Below are 21,063 nucleotides of genomic sequence, written 5' to 3' on the forward strand. Positions count from 1 at the left end.
GCATGAAATAGCCACTAGCTTCCTCACGCCTCTGCCGCGGCACCGGCCTGGGCGCCTTCATCCCTCGGGATCCTGAACCACGCGACGTAGAGCGCCGGCAGGAACAGCAGGGTGAGCGCGGTTCCGACGACGATGCCGCCCATCATGGCGTAAGCCATCGGTCCCCAGAATATCTCGCGCGAGATCGGGATCAGCGCGAGGGTGGCGGCCGCTGCCGTCAGCATGATCGGCCGCATGCGATGTTCGGTCGCCTCGATGACGGCCTGCCAGGCCGGGACACCTTCGGCGCGCAGATGCTCTATCTGCACGACGAGGATGACGGAGTTGCGGATCAGGATGCCGATCAGCGCCAGCACGCCGAGGATGGCGACGAAGCCCATCGGCGCATGGCTCAGCAACAGCGCCGCAACCACACCGATTAGAGCCGTCGGAGCCACCGCAAAGACCAGGAACAGGCGGCTGAAGCTCTGCAGCTGGATCATCAGGATCGTCGCCATTACGAACAGCATCATCGGAGCGACCGCCGCGATCGGCCCTTGCGCCTCGGCGCTGGATTCGACCGCGCCGCCGATTTCCACCTTGTATCCCACGGGCAGGCTCTTCTGGAATTCTTCCACCTTCGGCTTCAACTGGTCGACGATCGTGGCCGGCTGCGTCGAGCCGATAACGGCTGCCTTGAGCGTGATGGTGGGCTGCCGGTCGCGACGCCAGATCGTCGGTTGCTCGAGCTCGTAGCGGAAATTGGCGACGGCTGAGAGCGGCACGACCTTGCCGTTGGAGGTGGAAAGTTGAAGGTTCTGCAGCGTCTGGATGGAACCGCGCTCCGATGCCCTGGCCCGCCCGATGACATTGACCAGGTAGATGTCGTCGCGGATCTGCGTCGCCGTCGAGCCTTCGACGATGCCGTTAAGGGCGGTGGCGATATCCTCGGAGGAGACGCCGAGTTGGCGCGCCTTGTCCTGCAGCACATCGACCTTGACGACGCGGGAGGGCTCGTTCCAGTCCAGGACCATGTTGGCGAGAAGCGGATGCGTACCGACGATGCCGGCAAATTGCTGGGAGATGTCACGCACCTTTTGGATATCGGGGCCGCTGACCCGGTACTGGACCGGCTTGCCCACCGGAGGGCCGATATCGAGGAGCTTGACGAAGGCGTCGGTGCCGGGAAAGGTTTTCGTCAGATAGCCCTGCAGGTCCGCCCGCACCTTGTCGCGCACGTCAAGCCCCTTGGTGACGATCACCGTCTGTCCGAACGAGACATCAGGCGTCTGCACATCGAAGGAGAGGATGAAGCGCGGCGCGCCCTGGCCGACATAAGTGGTCCAGTGATCGATGTCCTTGTTGCCGGCCAGCATCTCCTTTTCGAACTTGGCCATCTGCCTGTTGGTCTCGGCGATCGAGCTGTTGTGCGGCAGGTTCCAGTCGACGACGAGCTCGGTCCTGTCCGAGTTCGGGAAGAACTGCTGCTGCACCAGCCCCATGCCGACGACCGAGAGGCCGAACACGGCGACGGTGAGCGCGATGGTGATCCAGCGCCAGCCCATCGCCAGCCCCAGAAGCCAGGAGAAGAAGGAGGCGAAGCGGCCCTTCTTCTCGTGATGCGACTTCATGGTCTTCGGCAGGATGGTGACGCCGAGAAGCGGCGTGAACAGCACCGCCACGATCCAGGAGACAACCAGCGAAACCGCGATGACCACGAAAAGCGTGAAAGTGAATTCGCCTGCGGCGCTGTTGTTGAGACCAACGGGAATGAAGCCCGCGACGGTGACGAGCGTTCCCGTCAGCATCGGAAAAGCCGTCGATGTATAGACGTAAGTGGCGGCTTTCTTGAGATCGTCGCCCGCTTCCAGACGGGCCACCATCATCTCTACGGCAATCATGGCGTCGTCGACGAGCAGTCCGAGCGCAATGATGAGCGCGCCGAGCGAAATACGCTGCAGCGAGATGCCGGAATATTCCATCACCACGAAGGTGATGGCGAGCACAAGAGGGATGGAAATCGCCACCACCATGCCGGCGCGCAAGCCGAGGCTGATGAAACTGATGACAAGCACGATAGCGATCGCTTCGAAGAGCGCGCGGGTGAAGCCCGAAACCGCTTCGTCGACGACGGCCGGCTGATCGGAAACGCGGTGGACATCGACGCCGATCGGAAGATCGGCAACGATACGTTTCATCTGCGCGTCCAGCGCCTCGCCGAACTCCAGCAGATTGGCGCCCTGCTTCATGCCGATCGCAAGTCCGATCGCCGGTTCGCCATTGAAGCGGAACAGCGCCGACGGCGGATCGACATAACCGCGCTTGATCGTGGCGACGTCGGTCAGCGGAAAGAAGCGGTCGTTGATGCGAAGGTTGATCGACCGCAGGCTTTCCTCGGAGGTGAACTGTCCGCTCACCCGCAAGGCGATACGCTCCGGCCCGGCATCGACAAAGCCGGACTGGGTAACGGCGTTCTGCGCCTGCAGGGTGCTGATCACCGACTGCTGGTCGATGCCGAGTGCTGCGATCTGGCGCGTGGAGAATTCGAGGTAAATCGCTTCATCCTGAGCGCCGACCACATCGACCTTGCCGACATTGGGCACGGTCAGAACCTCGGAGCGGGCGTTTTCCACGAGGTCGCGAAGCTGCCGCTGGGTCAGCCCATCGCTCGTGAAGGCGTAGATGTTTCCGAACACGTCGCCGAAGCGATCGTTGAAGAAAGGTCCGACGACACCGCTCGGAAAATCTCCCTTAATGTCGGCGATCATGTTGCGGATGCGCAGCCAGGTCGGCGCGACATCCCCAGCCTTGGTGGTCGGCAGCAGTTCGACGAAGACGGTCGTCTGGCCAGCGACGGTCTCACTCTTGGTGTAGTCAAGCGACTCCAATTCCTGAAGCTTCTTTTCGATCCTGTCCGTCACCTGCCGCGTTATCTCTTCGGCGGAAGCGCCGGGCCACTGCGCCGTAATCACCATTGTCTTGATCGTGAAGTTCGGGTCTTCCTCGCGGCCGAGGTTCAAATAGGAGAAGGCGCCGGCGAGAATGAAGACGATCATGAAGTACCAGACGAGCGAACGGTGTTTGAGCGCCCAGTCGGAAAGGTTGAAGGACTTCACTGGCTGATCTCCTGGTCGATCCTGATGGCCTGGCCATCTTCAAGTTTATGCACGCCTGCCACGGCCACCCTGTCTCCGGGGGCAAGCCCCTCTGCGATGCGGACGCTGCCGCCTTCGACGACGTCGCCGTCAATCTTCACGCGGCGCAGCGATACCTTCTTGCCGGGCACGTCGACGATCCAGACGCTCGGGCCCTCGGCGCCGGCAAGGATTGCCGAAGACGGCAGCACGATCTCCGGATCGGCGGCAATGGTGGCCGAGGCTGATATAACGGCACCGAGCCTGAAGGCCTCCGGCGGATCGGTAAGCGCGATCTTCGTTCGGCTCGTGCGAGTGGAGGCGTCCGCCTCCGGCGCGATCTCGCGCACGACCCCTGACGCACGAATTGCGGGATCGAGCTGCAGCGTCACTTCGAAGGGCGCGCCGATCTTCAGTTTCTGGGCAGTGCCCTGCGGCACGTCGACCACGGCGTCGCGCTTGTCCGGCCGCGCGATGGTCACGACCGTCTGGCCGGCTGATACCACCTGCCCGACCTCGGCCGAGGCCGCCGTCACCACACCGTCGAATTCCGCGCGAAGCTGCGCATAGCCGAGCTGCTCATTGGCCTTGTCGAGATTGGCCTGCGCCTTGGCGACCGCGGCCGAGGCCGATCGTCTCGCCAGCTCGGCCTCTTCGAGCGAGGCTTCGGTACCGGAGCGCGATTCCACCAGCGCGCGCTGGCGCTGCTCGGTGGTCACCGCGTTCCTCAACTGGGCGTCGCTGTTTTCCACATCGGACTGGGAGCTGCGCACGGCAAGCTCCAGCGCCAGCGGATCGATGGCTGCGACGACATCGCCCTTCTTGACGACCTCTCCGACATTGACGTTGCGGGCGATCATCCGCCCGAGAATCCTAAAGCCGAGCTCGGTCTCGATCGTCGGCTCGACTGTACCGGTCAGGCTGAGACTGGTGGCAGGCGTCTGCGTGACTGTCATCGACAGCACGGGACGCGGCGCTTCTTCGTTGTTATCCTCTTGCCGCGTGCAGGAGGAGATCAGGGCCGTACCCATCATTAGTGCGACTATCTTGGGACGAATACTCACTTGGAAGCTTCCTTGACATAAGAAACGATTTCACCGGGCCTGAGGAACTTTGTTCCTTCAGTCACCACGACCTCTCCTGCCGACACGCCCGATTTCACGATAAAGCTGCCGGTCTCGTAGCCGGTGACATCGACGGCCCGCACAGAGACCTCTGACGATGCGGGATCGGCTATCCAGACGGCTGGCTTGCCGTCCTTGGCGGTCATTGCCGACCAGGGAAGCTGGATGACGTCCTGGGAGACGTAGTTGAATCTTCCGACGACGGGAGCGCCCAGCGGAATGGGAGCGTCGCTCGAGATCGCGACCTTGACCTTGATGGTGCCGGTGGAGGAATCGATCGTCGGCGAAATCTCGCGAACCTTCGCCGTGATCTTTTGCGTCGGGTCCGAAAGGAGGGCCACGGTCCCGTCGCCTGCGATCGGGCGCAGGAAGGCGCTTTCGACCACCTCGAAGACGGCGTCCCGGTCGCCGTCATGAGCAAGGGTGAAGACGACCTGAGCGGCCTGCGCCACCTGCCCGACCTCGGCATTGCGGGCGGTGATCACCCCGTCGACGTCCGCCTTCAGCTCGGTGTAGGACAGGGTGTCCTGGGCGGTTTCGAAAAGCGCCTGCGCCGACTTCGTCGATGCCCGGGCCGTCAGAAGCGCCTCCTGCGCCTGATCGAGCGCAGCGCGGGTCGTCACCTGCGTTCGAAACAGGCTCTGCTGGCGATCGAATGCCAGCTGCGCCTGGGTCTGCTGCGCTTGCGCCGACTGAAGATTGGCCGCCGCCACGTCCAGATCGGCCTTCTGCTCTTCCGGATCGATGCGGGCCAAAAGCTGACCCGCCTTCACGGACTGCCCGATTTCCACCAGCCGTTCGACGATCTTGCCGCTGACGCGGAAGGACAGATCGGTCTGAACGCGGGCGCGGACTTCTCCCGTGATCGCACCGCCCTGGACCAGCGGCTCAGGCTTGGCGACGACAACACCGACCTGCCGCGGGGTTGGTCCGGCCGGTCGGCTGTCATCACTGCATGACCCGAGACCGATGGCGCATACGATCGCTGCGGCGACCTGAATGGTTCTCATAATAGACCTCTTGCTCTCAACGGCAGCTCCTATATAATTGACTGACGCATTAGTCAATGAAACTTTGCGCCGGAGGGAACGAGGGCGCGCACGACAAAGGAAGGCGAGAAAAATGGCAGCTCAGAAGAAACTCACACGCGCAGAACAGAAAGCGCTGCGACCCATCCAGATCCTGGATGCCGCTTTCGAGGAATTCGTCAGAAGCGGTTTTGCCGGAACGAGGGTCGAAGACATCGCCGAGCGGGTCGGCGTCACCAAGGGCACGGTCTACGTCTATTTCGAAACCAAGGAAAAGCTATTCGAAGCGATGATCAACCACTTCTCCGTGCCGTTTCAGGAACTGGTCGTGATCGCCGATCGGCTCAGCGGCAGCGCTACCGACAGACTGGTTTCAATTCTGGGACTCTTCTACGAGCAAATTCCCGAGGACCGCGCGACGCGCGAGTTAACGCGACTCGTCATTTCGGAGGGACAGCGCTTTCCCGACCTGATCGATCGCCACCACGATCAGTTCATTGCGCCGATCATCGCCAAGATCGACGCTCTCATTCTGGAGGGCATGGCCTCGGGGGAGTTTCGTCAGGTTCCGGTGGAATTTTCCGACATCGTGGTCGCGCCCATCCTGACGACGACGGTTCTGCGACTGATATTCGACGACCGCCGCGTGCCCACTCCCAACAAGGAGGCCTTCCTGCGGACCTATTTCGACCTGCTGTTCAACGGCTTGCTCGCCAAGCCTCACTGATCGCCAATGGTTCCAGCGCCCGCGATCATCGCTCATTTGCGGCAGCGCTGCGGCCGGTTTTCGCCGAAACAGGAAAAATAGGCTGCAGCGCACGTAGATTTTCTGAAGTTTTTATGTGAAAACATCGAGTTAGCTTGTGCCTTCGAAGGCACGACCTCAATTCGCGACGGAATAAAGTGGAACGCAAAGTCAATCTCAAGGATGTCGCGCGCGACGCTGATGTATCGCTGAGCACGGCCTCGCACGCTCTGAACGGAACCGCGCCGCTGACGATAGAAGTGCGCGAACGGGTTCTGGATTCGGCCAAACGCTTGGGTTACCTCGACCGCCGGCGAAAGAAGGCGACGATTGCGGCGCTGCGCGTTCTGCTTCTCGCCATTCCCGATGATGCCGCGCCGGAGAGCGACCTTAACCTAGTGAGCTGGACGATCCTCAACGGTCTTCGAAGGGAGTGCGAGCGTCGCGGCATCCGGATCGTACCCTTCGTCAGCACCGGACGGCGCATCGACGGCGCTCATGTCAGGCAGATCGCGCTTTCGGAGCGTGCCGACGGCATCGTGGTCCTGAACGACGATCAGCCGGAACTCATCCGCAGCCTCGCCTCCCCTGACATGCCGGTCGTCATCGTCAACGGCGAGGATCCCGCTATGCTGGTCGATACGGTGACACCCGAAAACCGCTTCGGAGCAAGGCTCGGCATCGCGCACTTGCTGGCGCTCGGGCATCGCCGCATCCTGCACCTGACCTGGAAGGGCCGCACGACGATCCAGCGGAGATATGACGGCTTTTCCGATGCCTATTTCGCCGCCCAGCTTCCCGTGCCGGACGATATGATTCTGGAGGCCGAGGGATATGAGCCGAGACACGGCGAGGCTGCCATCAATGCGTTGCTCGACCGCGATCCTACGCTGAAAGGGGCGACCGCCGTCTTCTGCGCGGCCGACAATCTGGCGCTCGGCTGCCTGAAGGCATTGGCCGATCGCGACATAGGCGTGCCGGAAGCGATCTCTGTGCTGGGCTTCGACGATATCGTCCCCGGCGAATTCAGCCGTCCGCCGCTTTCAACGGTCAGCGTTCCCACCGACAAGCTCGGCGCCGCCGCACTGGCACTCATCGAACAAAGGCTGATCGCCAACGACCCGCAGCGCCCGGCCCATCGCCTGGAACTCGGATGCCATCTCGTCCTGCGCCGCAGCGTCGCGCCGCCGCGTCAAGAACCTGTCGGAAGGCCTCAGAATCCCAAAGGCTTGAATTAACGCAAACGCTCTGCCCGCAGTCGCGTATCCCGCGGGCTCTCGCCAAAGGTGCCGCGGTAGATGATGGAAAACCTGCCCGCATGCGCAAAACCCCATATCGCGCAGATCTCGCGGACGGATCGTTGGTTTGTTGGATCCCGCAGTTGTTCGCGGGCTGCCTGCAGCCGGATGGAGCGCAGATAACAGGCCGGAGAAGTCCCCCTGAAAGCTTTGAATCCCGTCTGCAGCGCGCGAAGTGAAACGCCGACATTATCCGCAACCATCGCCATGGTGAGAGGCTCGGCGATCTTGGCATGCATATAGTCGATGGCCCGTCGGACATGCCAAGGCGCAACCAGCGATATTTTCTTTTTTTCCATTTGACCTGAAAGGCGGTGGTGGCCAAATCGGATCACGAGGTGAGCGAGGGTCTCGCTCATCGTCGCCATGGCGAGAGGGGAGGACAAAAGCGGACCGCCGTTGCGCATACCCTGGACGATTGTCTGTACCAGATTGCCGATAAGCTGGCCCGACTGTGTCGCAAGATCCAGAACGGGCTCAAGGTCGAGCGACTCGGAGAGCGGTGTTTCCATAAGTGAAACGAGCATTCGCTTCACGACTCCCCAGTCGAGGAAGAGTACATCCGAAGTGTGCGGACCTTGGACGAAACGATCATCGGCCTCATGATTATTGGCCATGAGAAGGTGACCCGCTCCACTTTCAACCGACCTTTTTCCAATGGACACCCGAAAGGATCCGGTATGCGGAAGGTAGAAGGCAAGGTGTTGCGGCGTCTCATTGAGCGTTCGAACTGTCCAAGAACTTTGAAAGACGGAGTGAAGAACCGTAAATCCATTGCCTCTTCTCAAGTCTGCCGCCCAGGGGAAGATTCGATCGTTGCCTAGCGGCTGTGCGGCGAAAACCCCATAACCCGCCGACAGTGTTTGAACCATCGACTCGAAGTCGCGGCCTTGATGCATCGGTGCGAACCCATAATTCTCGCGCTCAGGAGCGCGCGCCGTATTCTCGTATCGCGAGGAAATCATGTTGCTCGATCCTCTCTTTCAGCACCCGCCTGCCGCAAGGCCGAGCGTTCCATCTCGCTCGAGCTTGCAGTGCTGGCGAATGGGTTCCTCCAAACGCACGGACCCGCTCTTCGAGTCCCTGAAATGCACTCATCTCGGCTGGCTTGGCCAATCTTGATGAGGTAAGCAAGCTCGGCAAACAGGGGATCGAATCCCCTCATTTGACAGAAGCAACATGCACCTGCAATCTGCTTCACACTCACAGTGTAAATCAAAACGAACTGCAAATGAAGTATGATCCGCTAAAACATGTTGCCGCGCATTTTTTGCGAGATGCACAACCGGCCCGAGTGGCGTCCCGCAACGAACGGGACCTCTTGCGGCTGATCTGGAAATCCCCAGGGATCGAGCGCTCCGACCTGACCGAGCCGCTCGATCTCACCCAGCAATCCCTGCACAGGATCGTCGCACGGCTTCATGAGCGAGGAATGATCGTCTTTTCGCATTCTGAAGGCCGACGGTCAGGTCCGCCCAGCCCGGAGCTGTCCCTTCGAAAGGACTGGTGTCTGACACTTGGAATCTCCGTCAACGTCGGCTCGATCGGCCTTTGCCTCATGGGCTTTGGGGAACCATTGGAAAACTTGGAAATCCAGCAGGCGGGCACTTCGCTGTCGGCTGAGCTGGAACAGATCGAAGCGGCGGTCGAAGACATTCTGGCTCGCCGGGGCGCCAAACGCCGCGACATTCTCGGCGTCGGCCTGGCGGTCGCCGGCCACCGTATGCTGGAAACGGCCTTCAATTGTCCTCTGCCGCTCGCTCATTGGTCATTGATCGACCTAGCGCCTTTGCTTGGGAAGCAGCTCGGCTTGCCGGTCTGGGCAGACAATGCCACCAGGACCGCAGCTTTGGCGGAAGCGATCTTCGGCGTTGGCCGTGATGCCGCGGATTTCGCTTATATCGCTCATCTTCATGGCTATGGCGGCGGCCTGGTTTCCGGGGGCATGCCGTTTCGCGGCAGTTTCGGTAACGCCGGTGAATTCTCCGTTCTCTTCGCGCGTCAGGATTACGGCGACCGTCCTGCACTCGGCCAATTGCTTGAATACCTACGCAGCAAAGGTCGCTCCGACTTGACCCTCAAGGATCTGAAGAACGAAAACCTGGTGGATTGGGATGGCGTTCGCGAATGGGTCGACCGCGTCACTCCGGCCCACAATCGCGCCATCAATGCGATCAGCGCGATATTCGACCCGGCACTGATCGTCCTTGGCGGCGAGCTTCCGCATTCACTCGCGAGAATGCTTATCGAACGGACCGAATTCAACAATCTGCCTCGGCACGGCGTGTTGCGCGACGTTCCCAGCCTTGCGGTGGCACAGATCATCGATGCCCCAGGCGCAATCGGCGCGGCCTTGATCCCGCTATTTGAAACTGTTTTGTGATACCTTTGCCAGCAGTGCCTGGATGACGCAGACCTTCGGAACCATGACCAAACCAACGGCCAAAGCGCACCGCATGAATCACGTTCGATGCGACACGCTTCAGCCGGGAGGTACGGGTATGGTTCTTCGATGTTGGGCGCAGGTCTATTTCCACGCCTCGCCCTTCACTTCATCCCTGTTCCGGCGATGCCGGTGGTGATGTATTTCTGCAGGAACAGGAACACGATAGTGACAGGCAGCAGACTGAGGAAGGTCATCGCCAGGATATAGTGCCACTGCACCGAGAACTCTCCCTGAAATGCGTTGAGACCGACCTGCAGCGTGAAATTCTCGCGGCTGTTGAGGACGATGAGCGGCCAGAGGAAATCGTTCCAGCGCCAGAGCACCGAAAAGATCGCCAGCACTGCCAGCGCCGGCGCCGTCAGCGGCAGGATGATGCGCCAGAAAATGCAGAATTCGCTCGCCGCGTCGACGCGCGCCGCCTCGATCAGCTCATCGGGTATGGTCAGCATATATTGCCGCAGCAGGAAGACGGCCGTCGGAGAGGCGACTGTCGGCAGGATGACACCCCAGAGGTTGTCGGCAAGCCCGACCCCGACGATGACGAGATAGGCCGGAACCATGACGACGGCGAGCGGGATCATCAAGGTTGAAATGATGATGACGAAAACAGTTGTGTCGCCACGAAATTTGTATTTCGACAGCGCAAAAGCCGCCATCGCATTGACGACGAGGGTCAGCAGCGTCGCAACCACCGTGACGAACACCGAATTCTTGAGGAAGGTCAGGAAGTTGAAGCGCGTCAGCGGATCGGTGTAGTTCTCGGTGGCAATAGTCAGATGCTGCACCGGCGTCATCCCCTTCACGTCGACGCTGACCGGTGGTCCCGGATTTGCCGGATCGACCACTTGCGCCTTGAGGCCGATGCGCCGCACCATGGCCATTTCGCGCTGCTGACCGTCGATAGTGACCTGCCAGAGACTGAGCGGCTTGTCGAAGCCGGGCACCGTCTGCTCCACGGCGGCGCGCGGAAGCAACGTCGGCGGAAAACGGGTGATCTCGGCCGCCGGCTTCAGCGAAGAGAGGCCCGCCCAGACGACGGGAACGAGCACCGCCAGCGTTCCACCGATCAGCCAGACCCATGACAGAATATCGGTGATGTCTATGCGTCCGGCCCGGCGCGTGCGCGTCATGAAGCTGATCGGGTTCATAGAGCTGGTCATCTCAGGACTCCATTCGCTTGCCGAGGCGCAGCTGTATGAGGGTGAGAACCAGAAGCACCAGTCCCATGAGAACCGATGCGGCCGACGCAAGTCCGAAGAGGCGAAGGTCGCTGCTGAACGCCATCTGGTAGATGTATTGGACGATGAAGCTGTTGGCCGTGCCCGGGCCACCGCCGTTGGTCAGAACCCACGCCTCATCGAAGATTTGCACGGATTTGATCATCAGAAGGATGAAGACGACCAGCAGGTTCGGGGCCAACAGCGGAAGCGTGATCCTGAAAAGCGTGCGGCGCGGCGAAGCGGCGTCGATGGAGGCTGCTTCGTAGAGTTCCTTCGGGATCGCCTGGAGGCCGGCGAGCAGGATGAGCGTGTAAAAGCCCATATGGAACCAGACCGACACCACGACGACGAAGAAACGCGACCAGCCGACATCCAGCAGGAAAATCTCCGGGGGAACGCCGATCATCTGAAAGAAGGCGTTCAGCAGCCCGTTGCGATCGAGGAACCATTTCCAGATCAGGCCGATGACGACGGGCGACAGCAAGACGGGATAGAAGAACATCGCCCTGAAGAAGCCGCGCGCAAAAATCGCCCGGTTGAGGATCAGCGCGGTGATCAGCGCCACCAGCAATGTGGCGACGACGTTGAACGACACGAACCAGAGCGTATTCCACACCGCCGTCCAGAACAGCGATTCCTGGCAGGTTCCCGGCTGCAGGTAATTGCCGCAGGAAAGCAGCGTCCGGAAATTGTCCAGGCCGACGAAGGGCCGCTCCGACACGAAAAGATTGGTGCCGCCGGTGAAGGCGTAACCCACTGCAATCGCGATCGGAAGGAACGTGAAGATCGCGAACAGAACGAGGTTCGGCGCCAGGAACAGCCATGGCATGCGCTTGCGGCCGAAGATGCGTTCAATCACATTAATCGGGGCTTCGACCACCCTCATTGCCGTTTCTCCTGTCTGCGACAGCAATGCACCTGCTTTGAGCGCCGCCATCTTCAGCGTCTCCCCTGTCCGGGCCGCCGGCCAAAGGCCAGGCCGCTTTCGGGATCGAACAGATGAACCCGTTCCGGAGCGGCGTCGATCGAGATCAGGTCGCCTTGCGTGGGCGCGAAATGGCCGGCCTCATGAATGATGATCTGCTCGTCGTGGCCGGCAAGGTTGCCGTAGACATAGGTCTCGGTGCCGAGGCCCTCGTGATACTGGACGACGAATGGCAGTCCTTGCTCTCCGACGCGTGAAAAATGCGCAGGCCTTATACCGGCAAGAACGGCCTGCCCGACCGCGATGCCGGCAGGGTCGACATCGCTGACGATCTTGCCGCCGTTGTCGACATCGATGGCCACACCGCTTTCACCGATAGCCGAGACCTTGCCCCTGATGATGTTCATGCGCGGTGAGCCGAGGAAGCCGGCGACGAAGAGATTGCGCGGGTTGTCGAAGAGTTCCAGCGGCGCGCCGACCTGCTCGACCCGCCCGGCGCGCAGCACGACGATCTTGTCGGCCATCGTCATCGCCTCGACCTGGTCATGCGTCACATAGACCATCGTCGTCTTGATCTCGCGGTGGAGCTTGGTGATCTCAGCCCGGGTCTGGACGCGCAGCGCCGCGTCGAGATTCGACAACGGCTCGTCGAAGAGAAAAATATCCGGTTCGCGCACGATGGCCCGGCCGATGGCAACACGTTGGCGCTGGCCGCCCGAAAGTTGCTTCGGGCGCCGGTCGAGATAGGGTTCGATCGCCAGCATCCTGGCGGCCTCGGCAATGCGCGCCTCGATCTCGGCGCGCTTGAACTTCAGATTTTCAAGGCCGAAAGCGAGGTTCTTGCGAACGCTCATATGCGGATAGAGCGCGTAGGACTGGAAGACCATGGCGATCTTGCGCTCGGCCGGCGAGAGTGCGCTGACGTCCCGGCCTCCGATCGCGATTGCCCCCGACGTGACCTCTTCGAGGCCAGCGATGACGCGCAAAAGGGTCGACTTGCCGCATCCCGACGGACCGACGAAGACAACGAACTCGCCGTCCTTGATATCGAGTTCGACGTCGTGCAGGACTTTGACCGAGCCATACGATTTGTTGACGTTCGAAAGTTTCAGTTCTGCCATGCCCCACTCCCATCGGGTGCCGCCGTTTCGAAGACGACGTCAATTGCGTTCCAGCCTTGCGGCAGCGGTGTCGGCCTCGTGATCCGCACCTCGTTCATCAATATCCCGGCAACCCCCGCCACATAGATGGCCGGCATTCCGTCCGGATAATTCTCAAGACCGATCACCCGCCCGTCCGAGCCGCGCGTCCAGGCATTTGCGCGGCCACCGCCGTCGACCTTCGGGGCAAGATCGGCACTGGTCGGGCGCAGGTCGTAGGATTGAGCGGTGCCGAGTTGCCCCGGCTGCTGTTCTAGGCCGATGCGTCTCAGCGATACGTTGCGGATGCCGGCCGGTGCGGCCGCAATGACGGTGATCGCCCCTTGCATCTGCCCGCTGACGTCCTCGACGATGAGGTTCCCGATGGCGCCCGCAGGGCGCTCGGTGACACGGTCGACGACATTAACGGTCAGCGCCTCCCCGGATCCCCAGAACCCATCGGGCGTTTCGCGGCACTCTACCGCGATCCGCGAAAACCGGACGTTCGATATCCGGCCGCCGTCGCGCGAAAATATGCCGAGCGCCCGGTTGGATGATGAGACACTGCAATCCTCGAAAGCGACATTGGAGATGTCGCCATGGGTTTCCGTGCCGATCTTCAGCGCGCAGCTGAGGCTCTGAACCGAGCAGCGGCGGACAAGGATATTTTCGCATCGGCCGATCGCTACACCATCAGGACCGATACTGGTCTTCAGGCAGATGCCGTCATCGGCCGTCGATATCGTGCAGTCCTCGATGACGGCGCCGCGGCAGGCGTCGAGCACGATGCCGTCCGTATTGGGAAGGCGGCGGTCGTTGTCGATCGTCACGTTCCGGACTCTGACATCGGTGCAATCGACAAAATGCAGCGTCCACATAGGCGAGCGGCTGATATGCAGCGCGTTGATCTCGACCTCGTCGCAGCTCTCGAAGACGACGACGCGGGGACGGAATTCGGCGGGGGTGAAAGTTCCCACCGTCTCGTCATCTCCGATGATGAAGCTGTCGCCGCCGGCTTCGATACGCCCTTCCCCCGTCAGGCTGATCCGCTGCGCGCCCTTGGCGACGATCATGCCACGGTCCGACTTCTCGGCGATCACCGAAACAATCGTATGCGCGTAGGCGCTATAATCCGGAACGGGACGCAGGATCGCGCCGGCGGCGAGATGAAGATCGACACCGGAGCGAAGGCGGAGCCCCCGGCAGATGTGGATGCCTGCAAGCAGTTCCAGCCGTCCGCCGCCGGAAGCCGATAGAGCATCGATCGCCGCCTGAAGGCGGGCCGTGTTGTCGCCATCGACCGCCTCAATCGCGACGAGAGATACAGCGCTCATTGGCGACGACCGTTTTCGAGGATGACTTCGGTCAGCAGCAGCATGGTCAGCGCCTGGCCGTAAGGCGTCGGCACGTTCGGGATGCGCCGGTAGAAATCGAGGTCATGGCCCATCGGCGTGCCGTCCGAGACGCCGTGAACGATGCCTTCTTCGTCGATCTGCGCCAGCACCGCCGCAAGCGCGCGCTCCGCATAAGCCTTATCGCTATCGTCGAGAATGCCGGCATCGACGGCGCGCAATATGCCATAGGCAATGCCAGCCGTGGCCGAGGTTTCCAGCGGCGACCAGGGGTCGTCCAGAAGGGTCGTGAACATCCCGTCCGGCCTCTGGTACTCCTTCAGCGAGCGCACCTGGCTGACGAGAACGTTCGAAAGGAACCGCCGGTCCTTTTCGCCAAGCGTCGGAACCAGATCGAAGAGCTCGGGAATGGCGACGGTGATCCAGGCATTGCCGCGCGCCCAGAAGGCATTGGCGAAATTGTGCCGGCCGTTGAAGGTCCAGCCGTGATACCAGAGACCGCTCACCGGATCGGAGAGGTAGCGGGTGTGGATCACGAACTGATAGACGGCCTCGTCGATCCAATCGTTGCGCTCGCAGAGCACGCCGGCTCGGGCGAGAAACAGGCAGGCCATGAACAGCGTATCGTCCCACAATTCGCCGTCGTTGAGGCGCTCCTTGACGACGTGCTGAAAGCCGCCCTCCTCGGTCTTCGGCAATTCCTTGACCAGCCAATCGGCCCAGTCCTCGACGAGCGCGCGAAAATCCGGACGGTCGACATGCTGGACGAGGATCGCCAGCGGCAGCATCGGCGCCGTGCTGTTGATCTGGCGCGGCGGCAGACCGCGTTCGATCTGGCCGGCATACCAGGCGACGAGCTCCTCCAGCGCCTTCCGGTCATTGGTGGATATGGCCCGCCGCAGGAAGCCGTAGAGGCCGACGCCGACTTCCCAGTCCCATTCGTCGAACTGGATCCCGGAGGTGGAGCTTCCGGTCACCAGACCTTCCTTGATGCCTCTGAGCCGGCTGAAAGCCGTCGCCACCCGATCGATCGTCGTCAGGAGGGCGGCGTTGTCGACAGATGTAGTGTTCATGCGGGAGCCCTATCTTTCAGGAGTAGAACGGTCTGTCAGCGCCGGCGCCGGAGGCCGCACTGTCGTGGGTGAGGATCGGGTGCGGCTGATCATGCGTGAACGGCCGGGGCTGGCCGGCGATCGAAAGACCGTCGGCATAGGAGAGAGAGATCGCCGGGCCACCCGGCGGCGTCAGCGCAAGGCACCGAAGCGCGGGATCGAAGGATACCGTCGTCTGGCACAGGCGCTCGAGGAAGGCTTTGAAGGCGTCGCCATTGCCGCACCCAACGATGGCCGCCCAGCCGCAGAGCGGCCCATAGGAGCGCGCCTCGCGACCGCCGGTCGGGCCGTCGGTGATCAGTTCCAACCCGTTCGAGGCCCAGAGGGCGGAAAATCCCCTGCCCGATCGCGCGATCAGCCACTTGTCTTCGATGATGAGATCGTCGAGCCCATCGCGGCCGATATAGGCATGCATCCATGCATGCCGTGCGTCGCAAGTATCTTCGATCAGGAGGGCGACGTCGCGATGCTGGGCGACGCGGGGCAGGATGCCGTTGCCGGCCCAATAGGATGGCCTTTGATTGCCCCAGGGATCGTCCTCGCCGGGATGATTGACCCAGAGTCTCGCCATCGGATGGCCGGCCAGCCTGATATCGAGAACATGCTGCTGGTGCCCCTTCTGGCCAGTCTTGTGATCAATGACCGTCGAAAGCTGCGCCGCCTCGTTCTTGAACAGCACGAGTTTGCCGCTCTCAAGCCCCTGGCTGTAACGCGCCTCGACGCTTCTGCCCCGCGAAAGTGCTGCAAGCTCGGCGAGATCGGCGGGCGGCTCGTAGCCGCCGGCGCAGAACATGGTCAACGCGGCGACACCGTTGTTCAGCCAACCAGTTCCGAAGGCGACCTGGGCGAAAGGCGCGAGCTCGGTCAGCGGGCCGGCGCGCAATTCCTTGTCGTAAGCGCGGCCCTGCGAACCGGCCGGAACGCCGGCCAGAGTATGAAGAGCGATCATCCGGAAGATGAGGTCGATCTGCCCGCGAGAACGATCGGCGATCTCGCTCTCGGCCCAACGTTCCAATGCGAGCAGGCCGATGAAATCGATCGGGTAATAAGCGGCCGAATTCCACTCCGCCAGGCCATGGGCCTCGACGCTGTCGAACCAGCGCCCGAGGCGCGTGACGGCGAGTTCCGCCTGCTGCCGTCCCGTCCGCCCCGAAGCCGAGAATACCGCGTCGGGGAGAAGAAGCCCGGCCAGCAGCTGACTGGTATGGAAGCAGAGCACGTGGTTCTCGCTCCAGAACCACATCGCGTCATTGCCCGGCTCGTCGACCCAGTAACGGTAGGAGAGAACGGAACGGCGGATGCGTTCGACCGTCGCCTCGGGCATCCGGTCGCCATAGGCGCCGAGCAGCCACAAGAGCGGCACCATAATGAAATCAGAGCAATCCTCCCGTGCCTCGATCGAGGCAAGTGTCGCGTCGACGATGCGGTCGAAGCTTTCCTGGTCTTGATGGCCGATTTCCATCATCGCGATCAGGCGCCCGGCGCGGTTGGCGCCGAAGCGGGCGCTGTATTCCAACGCCTGCTGCTTGCGGGCGGCAAGCGACGGCTCGGGCGGCAATGGCGAAATGCTGCTCATGAACGCGGCATCGATGACGCGGCTGACCGAACCCGGGCCGGAGCCGATCGTCATGTGGATACCGTGATAACCGTCGGCAATGCCGCAGATATCTTCGGCGATCAGACGGCTCTGATGGGCGCGCAGGGTCAGTTTCGAATGGGCGAGAACGGGCCGCTCGTGGCCATGGCCGACGACCTTGAGTTCCACCGGCAGGTCGCGCTCGGGCGCCGTGTCGAAGATGATCTCCAGCGGCTGGTTGACGAAGACGTCGCGGGCCGGCCGCACGCCGCGTGACAGCGCTTCCAGCTCGCGCACCTCGTCCTGATCAAGCGATACCGGCAGCAGCACGCAGAGCGGCTCCTTGTCCAGCATTTCGAGCTCGAAGAACCAGGTCGTGTCGCGCTCGGCAAGATCTTCGGTATGGACGAGAATCTCATTGTCGCCGGCATCGAGCGACAGCGCTATTTCAGTTGCGCTTTCGGTGTTGCGCTTGAAGGGCTCGAAGCGCACCGTCTCCTGCCCGTTGACCCAGATGCGAACGCCGCCGCAGGTCTTGAGCGCGAGATTGAGCGTGCGCGGAGCTTCCGTCCTGAACGTGCCCTTCAGCCATCGCCTGATATGCGTCGGCACATGCCAGAAGCTGGTAAACTCGACGCGGCGGTTCGAGCCCGGGAGATACAGGCTTTCGGTCGGCCAGGACGTGTCGGCGATGAGCGCCCGCCCCACCATGGTCGACCAGAAGGCCTTGCGACACGGCAGGTCGCCGACGTCGACGAAACCGTTGATGAAGCGATAGTTCACGCGATCTTCGGCGAGCGCCGGCTCGCCGGGGAAATAGCTGGCGATGAGGCCCGAAACGGCCCATGCCGTTATCGTCTGGCCCTCGGCCACGCTATAAGCCGGCGCCACGTCACCCGGCTGCTTGATGCTTTCCGTTTTCACAGATCGCCTCCTCCGCAATCAAATGAAAATATTTTCATTATGTTATTCGAGTGCTTGATTTTTGAAAATTGCTCAAAAACATCGCTATTGGCATAGAAAATAGCTTGACGGAATGAATGTCAAGTATATGAAATTCGCCTATCGACGGTTTATGCCGCGATTGATGAAAATGTTTTCATGGGAGGATGAAAATGAAAACCTGCCTTTCAGGGGCTTTCGCACTGGCGCTTGCCACCGTTTCTTTTGCATGGTCCAGCGTGGCCATGGCCGAAACCCAGACGATCACCTTTCTCTTCACCGACGACGACCAGGCTTACGTCGAGCGGATGGAAGCGCTGAGCAAGGAATTCGAGACCGCGCATCCAGACATCAAGGTGAATTTCGTCTCGTCGGGTTATGATGCGGTCGCCAAGCAGCTGCCGGTGCAGCTTGCCGTCGGCGAAGGCCCGGATATCGCCAAGATCACCGATTGGCAGCTGGCGCCCTACTATCTCGATATGCGCCCCTTGATGAAAGACCCGGATGGTTTCGCCAAGCTGCACGGCGACAGCCTGAACACGCTTCGTTTCCCGGGCGTCAACGATCCGAACTCAATCAACGGCTATGTCGCGTCGCAGACCTTCAACCTGCCCTTCGTCAACAAGACGCTCTTCGAACAGGCTAAGGAACCGCTTCCGAAGCCGACCGCCACCTTGAAGGACATCGTCGAAGCTTCCGCGCGCGTCGCCAAGGCGACCGGAGCCCAGATCCCCTTCACGATGGACCGCTCGGGCCACCGCTTTTCCGGCGCGGCCTTCTCCTACGGCTCGAACTACGTCAAGGACGGCAAGTTCGCCTTCCCCGACGACGCCGCCAAGCACTACATCACCGATCTCTATAACTGGACGAGGGACGGCTCTTTCCCGAAGGAAATGTGGGGGGCGGCCGGCGGAACCCAGTACAAGAACATGGGTGACGAGTTCGTCAACGGCAATGTCGTGACCTATGTTGCCGGCAACTGGATGGTCAATCCGTTCCAGAAGAAGATCGGCGACGCCTTCGACTGGACGGCGATCAACGCACCCTGCGGCGATGCCGGTTGCTATGCGATGCCGGGCGGCACCGCGATCGTCGGCTTCAAACGCACCAAGTACCCGCAGGCCGTAGCCTCCTTCATCGAGTTCCTCGGCTCTGAAAAGGTCCAGCGTGAAATCGCCGAAAACTACGTTATCCTGACCGGCGCCGACATCAAGGACCCGCAGTACAAGCTCGAGAGCAAGAACGCCAAGGACGCCATGGCCGTCTTCCTTGCAAGCCGTGCCAGCGCACCGAAGGCAGCCCGCGACCTGGAACGCCTCAAGGGATCTTCGGCCATCTATCAGCTCATCGTCCAGCGCATGAGCCAGCTGATTGTCGGCGAGCTTTCCCTCGACGAGACATTCAAAGCGATGAGTGCAGACGTCGACAAGGTCAACGTGGCGCTCGCTGCCAACAAGTAACCGGCCGCGCCTGCGCCCTCCGCAGAATGCGCGCTGTATCAGCCACGGTCTCGCAACGGGCCGTGGCTGATCGTTTTTTTGCTCTGCTCACATTGCCGTCTCTAACAGTTCGATCGGTTTCGAATTGTCGATGACCTGAATCACGCTACGTCTTGCCGATGGAAAGGTAGCGTCATGAATGTCATCGAACGAAACTCACGGTCCCGCTCGGACCTGAAACCTGCCGCTCTCGCCATTCTCTGCCTCGGCGTGATCGTGGCGCAGGTCGACACATCGGTCGTCAATCTGGCGGTCCAGCCGATAGGCCTCGCCCTCAAGGCGTCGGTCACGCAATTGCAATGGGTCGTCGACGCCTATAACCTCGTTTACGCAGCACTTCTCATCAGCGGCGGTCTGTTTGCCGATCTCTACGGCCGGCGCCGGATGTTCGTCATCGGCTGTGCTGTTTTTACCCTGGCGAGCCTCGCCTGCGCCTTTGCCCCGACCATCGCGATGTTAATCGTGACCAGGGCCTTGACGGGCCTCGGCTCCGCCCTCCTCCTGCCCGCGTCGCTTTCGCTGATCCGGGTCATCTACCGGGATGAGAAGGTCCGCGCACAGGTGCTCGGAATCTGGGCCGGCTGCAATGGGATGTCGCTTGCCTTCGGTCCGACTCTCGGCGGCGTCCTGATCCACGATTTCGGTTGGCGATCCGTCTTCTTCGTCGTCATCCCGATCGCGTTGATCGCGGCGGCAGGAGCGCGGCTTTTCATTCCGGAAAGCGCGGATCGGCAAGGCAGGTCCTTCGACCTGCCGGGTCAATTGCTGGGGATCGCATCCCTCACCGCCCTTACCCTCACCGCGATTGAATCATCGCATCTGCCGCCACTATGGACTGCGCTCCTGGCAATCGGCGGCGCGGCTCTCCTGCTGCTCTTCGTCATGGTGGAGAAGCGCCTGGAGCAGACGGCCCTCGTTCCCATCTCAATGTTCCAGGACAGCCAGTTCCGCGGCGCAATGGCCGGAACGGCGGCGATGACCTTCGGCATGTATGGCACGCTGTTTCTCTTTCCGCTTGCCTCCTTGGGCCTCGGCCGCCTGGCCTCGATTCAAGCAGGACTGTCGCTGTTGCCGATGGCCCTCAGCTTCATCGCGATCTCACCCTTCTCAGGCTCGATCTCGGAGCACCTGGGGAAGAAACGCACCATATCGGCAGGGCTGACGCTGATGGGCATGGGCAACCTCCTGCTCGGCGCGTCCTTCCTGGCCGACTGGTTCATCGCCGAAGAGATCGGACTGCTGCTGACCGGAGTCGGCATGGGCATGGCGACCGGGCCTCTGACCGCGGTCGCGGTTTCAACCGTGAGCGCCGATCGCGCCGGCACGGCGAGCGCCCTGATAAACGTTGCCCGCATGGTGGGCGCGACGATAGGCGTCGCCTTACTCGGAGCGATTTTCGCCTTCCTGGGAGAAGCCGAAACCGGCTTCATCGTCGCGATGTCGGCCGGCGGCGGCGTACAATTACTGGGGAGCTCCGTTGCCTGGCGCTCACTCTGAACGCACGGCTGGGCGACTGGTGCGAAGGCGTCGTGACACGAGCCTCC

15 protein-coding genes are annotated in these 21,063 nt (G+C 61.6%); 5 read left to right on the forward strand and 10 right to left on the reverse strand.

The features are described from left to right. Positions 1-23: 23 nt before the first annotated feature. The 3 genes from HJB84_RS01765 to HJB84_RS01775 are packed head-to-tail and all read right to left on the reverse strand — an operon-like array spanning position 24 to position 5,247. Positions 24-3,095, reverse strand: coding sequence for an efflux RND transporter permease subunit (locus tag HJB84_RS01765; protein WP_221115099.1), 3,072 nt, complete (start codon positions 3,093-3,095; stop codon positions 24-26). Beyond that, complete coding sequence (locus HJB84_RS01770) at positions 3,092-4,177, reverse strand: efflux RND transporter periplasmic adaptor subunit (RefSeq protein ID WP_221115100.1); 1,086 nt, start codon at positions 4,175-4,177, stop codon at positions 3,092-3,094. The genes HJB84_RS01765 and HJB84_RS01770 overlap by 4 nt, the downstream gene beginning before the upstream one ends. Beyond that, a complete protein-coding gene (locus HJB84_RS01775; RefSeq protein WP_207584686.1) occupies positions 4,174-5,247 on the reverse strand; it encodes an efflux RND transporter periplasmic adaptor subunit in 1,074 nt (357 codons plus the stop codon). The genes HJB84_RS01770 and HJB84_RS01775 overlap by 4 nt, the downstream gene beginning before the upstream one ends. Positions 5,248-5,359: 112 nt before the next feature. On the opposite strand from HJB84_RS01775, the gene HJB84_RS01780 reads away from it, so the two are divergent. Then, positions 5,360-5,992 carry a TetR/AcrR family transcriptional regulator gene (locus tag HJB84_RS01780; protein ID WP_207584685.1) on the forward strand — a complete coding sequence of 211 codons (633 nt, stop codon included), beginning with the start codon at positions 5,360-5,362 and terminating at the stop codon, positions 5,990-5,992. 176 nt (positions 5,993-6,168) lie between these two features. Further along, positions 6,169-7,248: a LacI family DNA-binding transcriptional regulator gene (locus HJB84_RS01785; protein ID WP_207584684.1), complete on the forward strand. Its 1,080-nt coding sequence runs from the start codon at positions 6,169-6,171 to the stop codon at positions 7,246-7,248. Here the strand turns inward: HJB84_RS01785 and HJB84_RS01790 are convergent. After that, positions 7,245-8,273, reverse strand: a complete 1,029-nt coding sequence (locus HJB84_RS01790; protein ID WP_207584683.1) for an AraC family transcriptional regulator — start codon at positions 8,271-8,273, stop codon at positions 7,245-7,247. The two genes, HJB84_RS01785 and HJB84_RS01790, sit on opposite strands and share 4 nt — an antisense overlap. A gap of 266 nt (positions 8,274-8,539) precedes the next feature. Between HJB84_RS01790 and HJB84_RS01795 the strand changes: the two genes are divergently transcribed. Continuing rightward, a complete protein-coding gene (locus HJB84_RS01795; protein WP_221115174.1) occupies positions 8,540-9,691 on the forward strand; it encodes an ROK family transcriptional regulator in 1,152 nt (383 codons plus the stop codon). Between the two features lie 164 nt (positions 9,692-9,855). Here the strand turns inward: HJB84_RS01795 and HJB84_RS01800 are convergent, their stop codons facing one another. Genes HJB84_RS01800 through HJB84_RS01825 form a run of 6 tightly spaced genes read right to left on the reverse strand, consistent with a single transcriptional unit; the run spans position 9,856 to position 18,002 of the window. Continuing rightward, positions 9,856-10,902, reverse strand: coding sequence for a carbohydrate ABC transporter permease (locus HJB84_RS01800; protein WP_221115175.1), 1,047 nt, complete (start codon positions 10,900-10,902; stop codon positions 9,856-9,858). Between the two features lie 13 nt (positions 10,903-10,915). Further along, positions 10,916-11,911: a carbohydrate ABC transporter permease gene (locus tag HJB84_RS01805; RefSeq protein WP_221115101.1), complete on the reverse strand. Its 996-nt coding sequence runs from the start codon at positions 11,909-11,911 to the stop codon at positions 10,916-10,918. Between the two features lie 2 nt (positions 11,912-11,913). Then, a complete protein-coding gene (locus tag HJB84_RS01810; RefSeq protein ID WP_221115102.1) occupies positions 11,914-13,020 on the reverse strand; it encodes an ABC transporter ATP-binding protein in 1,107 nt (368 codons plus the stop codon). After that, positions 13,008-14,372, reverse strand: coding sequence for a glycoside hydrolase family 28 protein (locus tag HJB84_RS01815; protein WP_221115103.1), 1,365 nt, complete (start codon positions 14,370-14,372; stop codon positions 13,008-13,010). The genes HJB84_RS01810 and HJB84_RS01815 overlap by 13 nt, the downstream gene beginning before the upstream one ends. Then, on the reverse strand, positions 14,369-15,463 hold the full coding sequence (locus HJB84_RS01820; protein WP_207584679.1) for a glycoside hydrolase family 105 protein: 1,095 nt from the start codon (positions 15,461-15,463) through the stop codon (positions 14,369-14,371). Before HJB84_RS01820 ends, HJB84_RS01815 begins: the two co-directional genes overlap by 4 nt. Before the next feature lie 16 nt (positions 15,464-15,479). Further along, the gene (locus HJB84_RS01825; RefSeq protein WP_221115104.1) at positions 15,480-18,002 is read right to left on the reverse strand and encodes a hypothetical protein; all 2,523 of its coding nucleotides are present in this window, start codon (positions 18,000-18,002) and stop codon (positions 15,480-15,482) included. Between the two features lie 191 nt (positions 18,003-18,193). Between HJB84_RS01825 and HJB84_RS01830 the strand changes: the two genes are divergently transcribed. Continuing rightward, positions 18,194-19,480, forward strand: coding sequence for an ABC transporter substrate-binding protein (locus HJB84_RS01830; protein ID WP_221115105.1), 1,287 nt, complete (start codon positions 18,194-18,196; stop codon positions 19,478-19,480). Positions 19,481-19,654: 174 nt separating this feature from the next. Further along, positions 19,655-21,016 carry an MFS transporter gene (locus HJB84_RS01835; RefSeq protein WP_221115106.1) on the forward strand — a complete coding sequence of 454 codons (1,362 nt, stop codon included), beginning with the start codon at positions 19,655-19,657 and terminating at the stop codon, positions 21,014-21,016. Positions 21,017-21,063: the final 47 nt, after the last annotated feature.

The sequence above is a fragment of the Rhizobium sp. NZLR1b genome, assembly GCF_019685155.1.
Classification (GTDB): Bacteria; Pseudomonadota; Alphaproteobacteria; order Rhizobiales; family Rhizobiaceae; genus Rhizobium.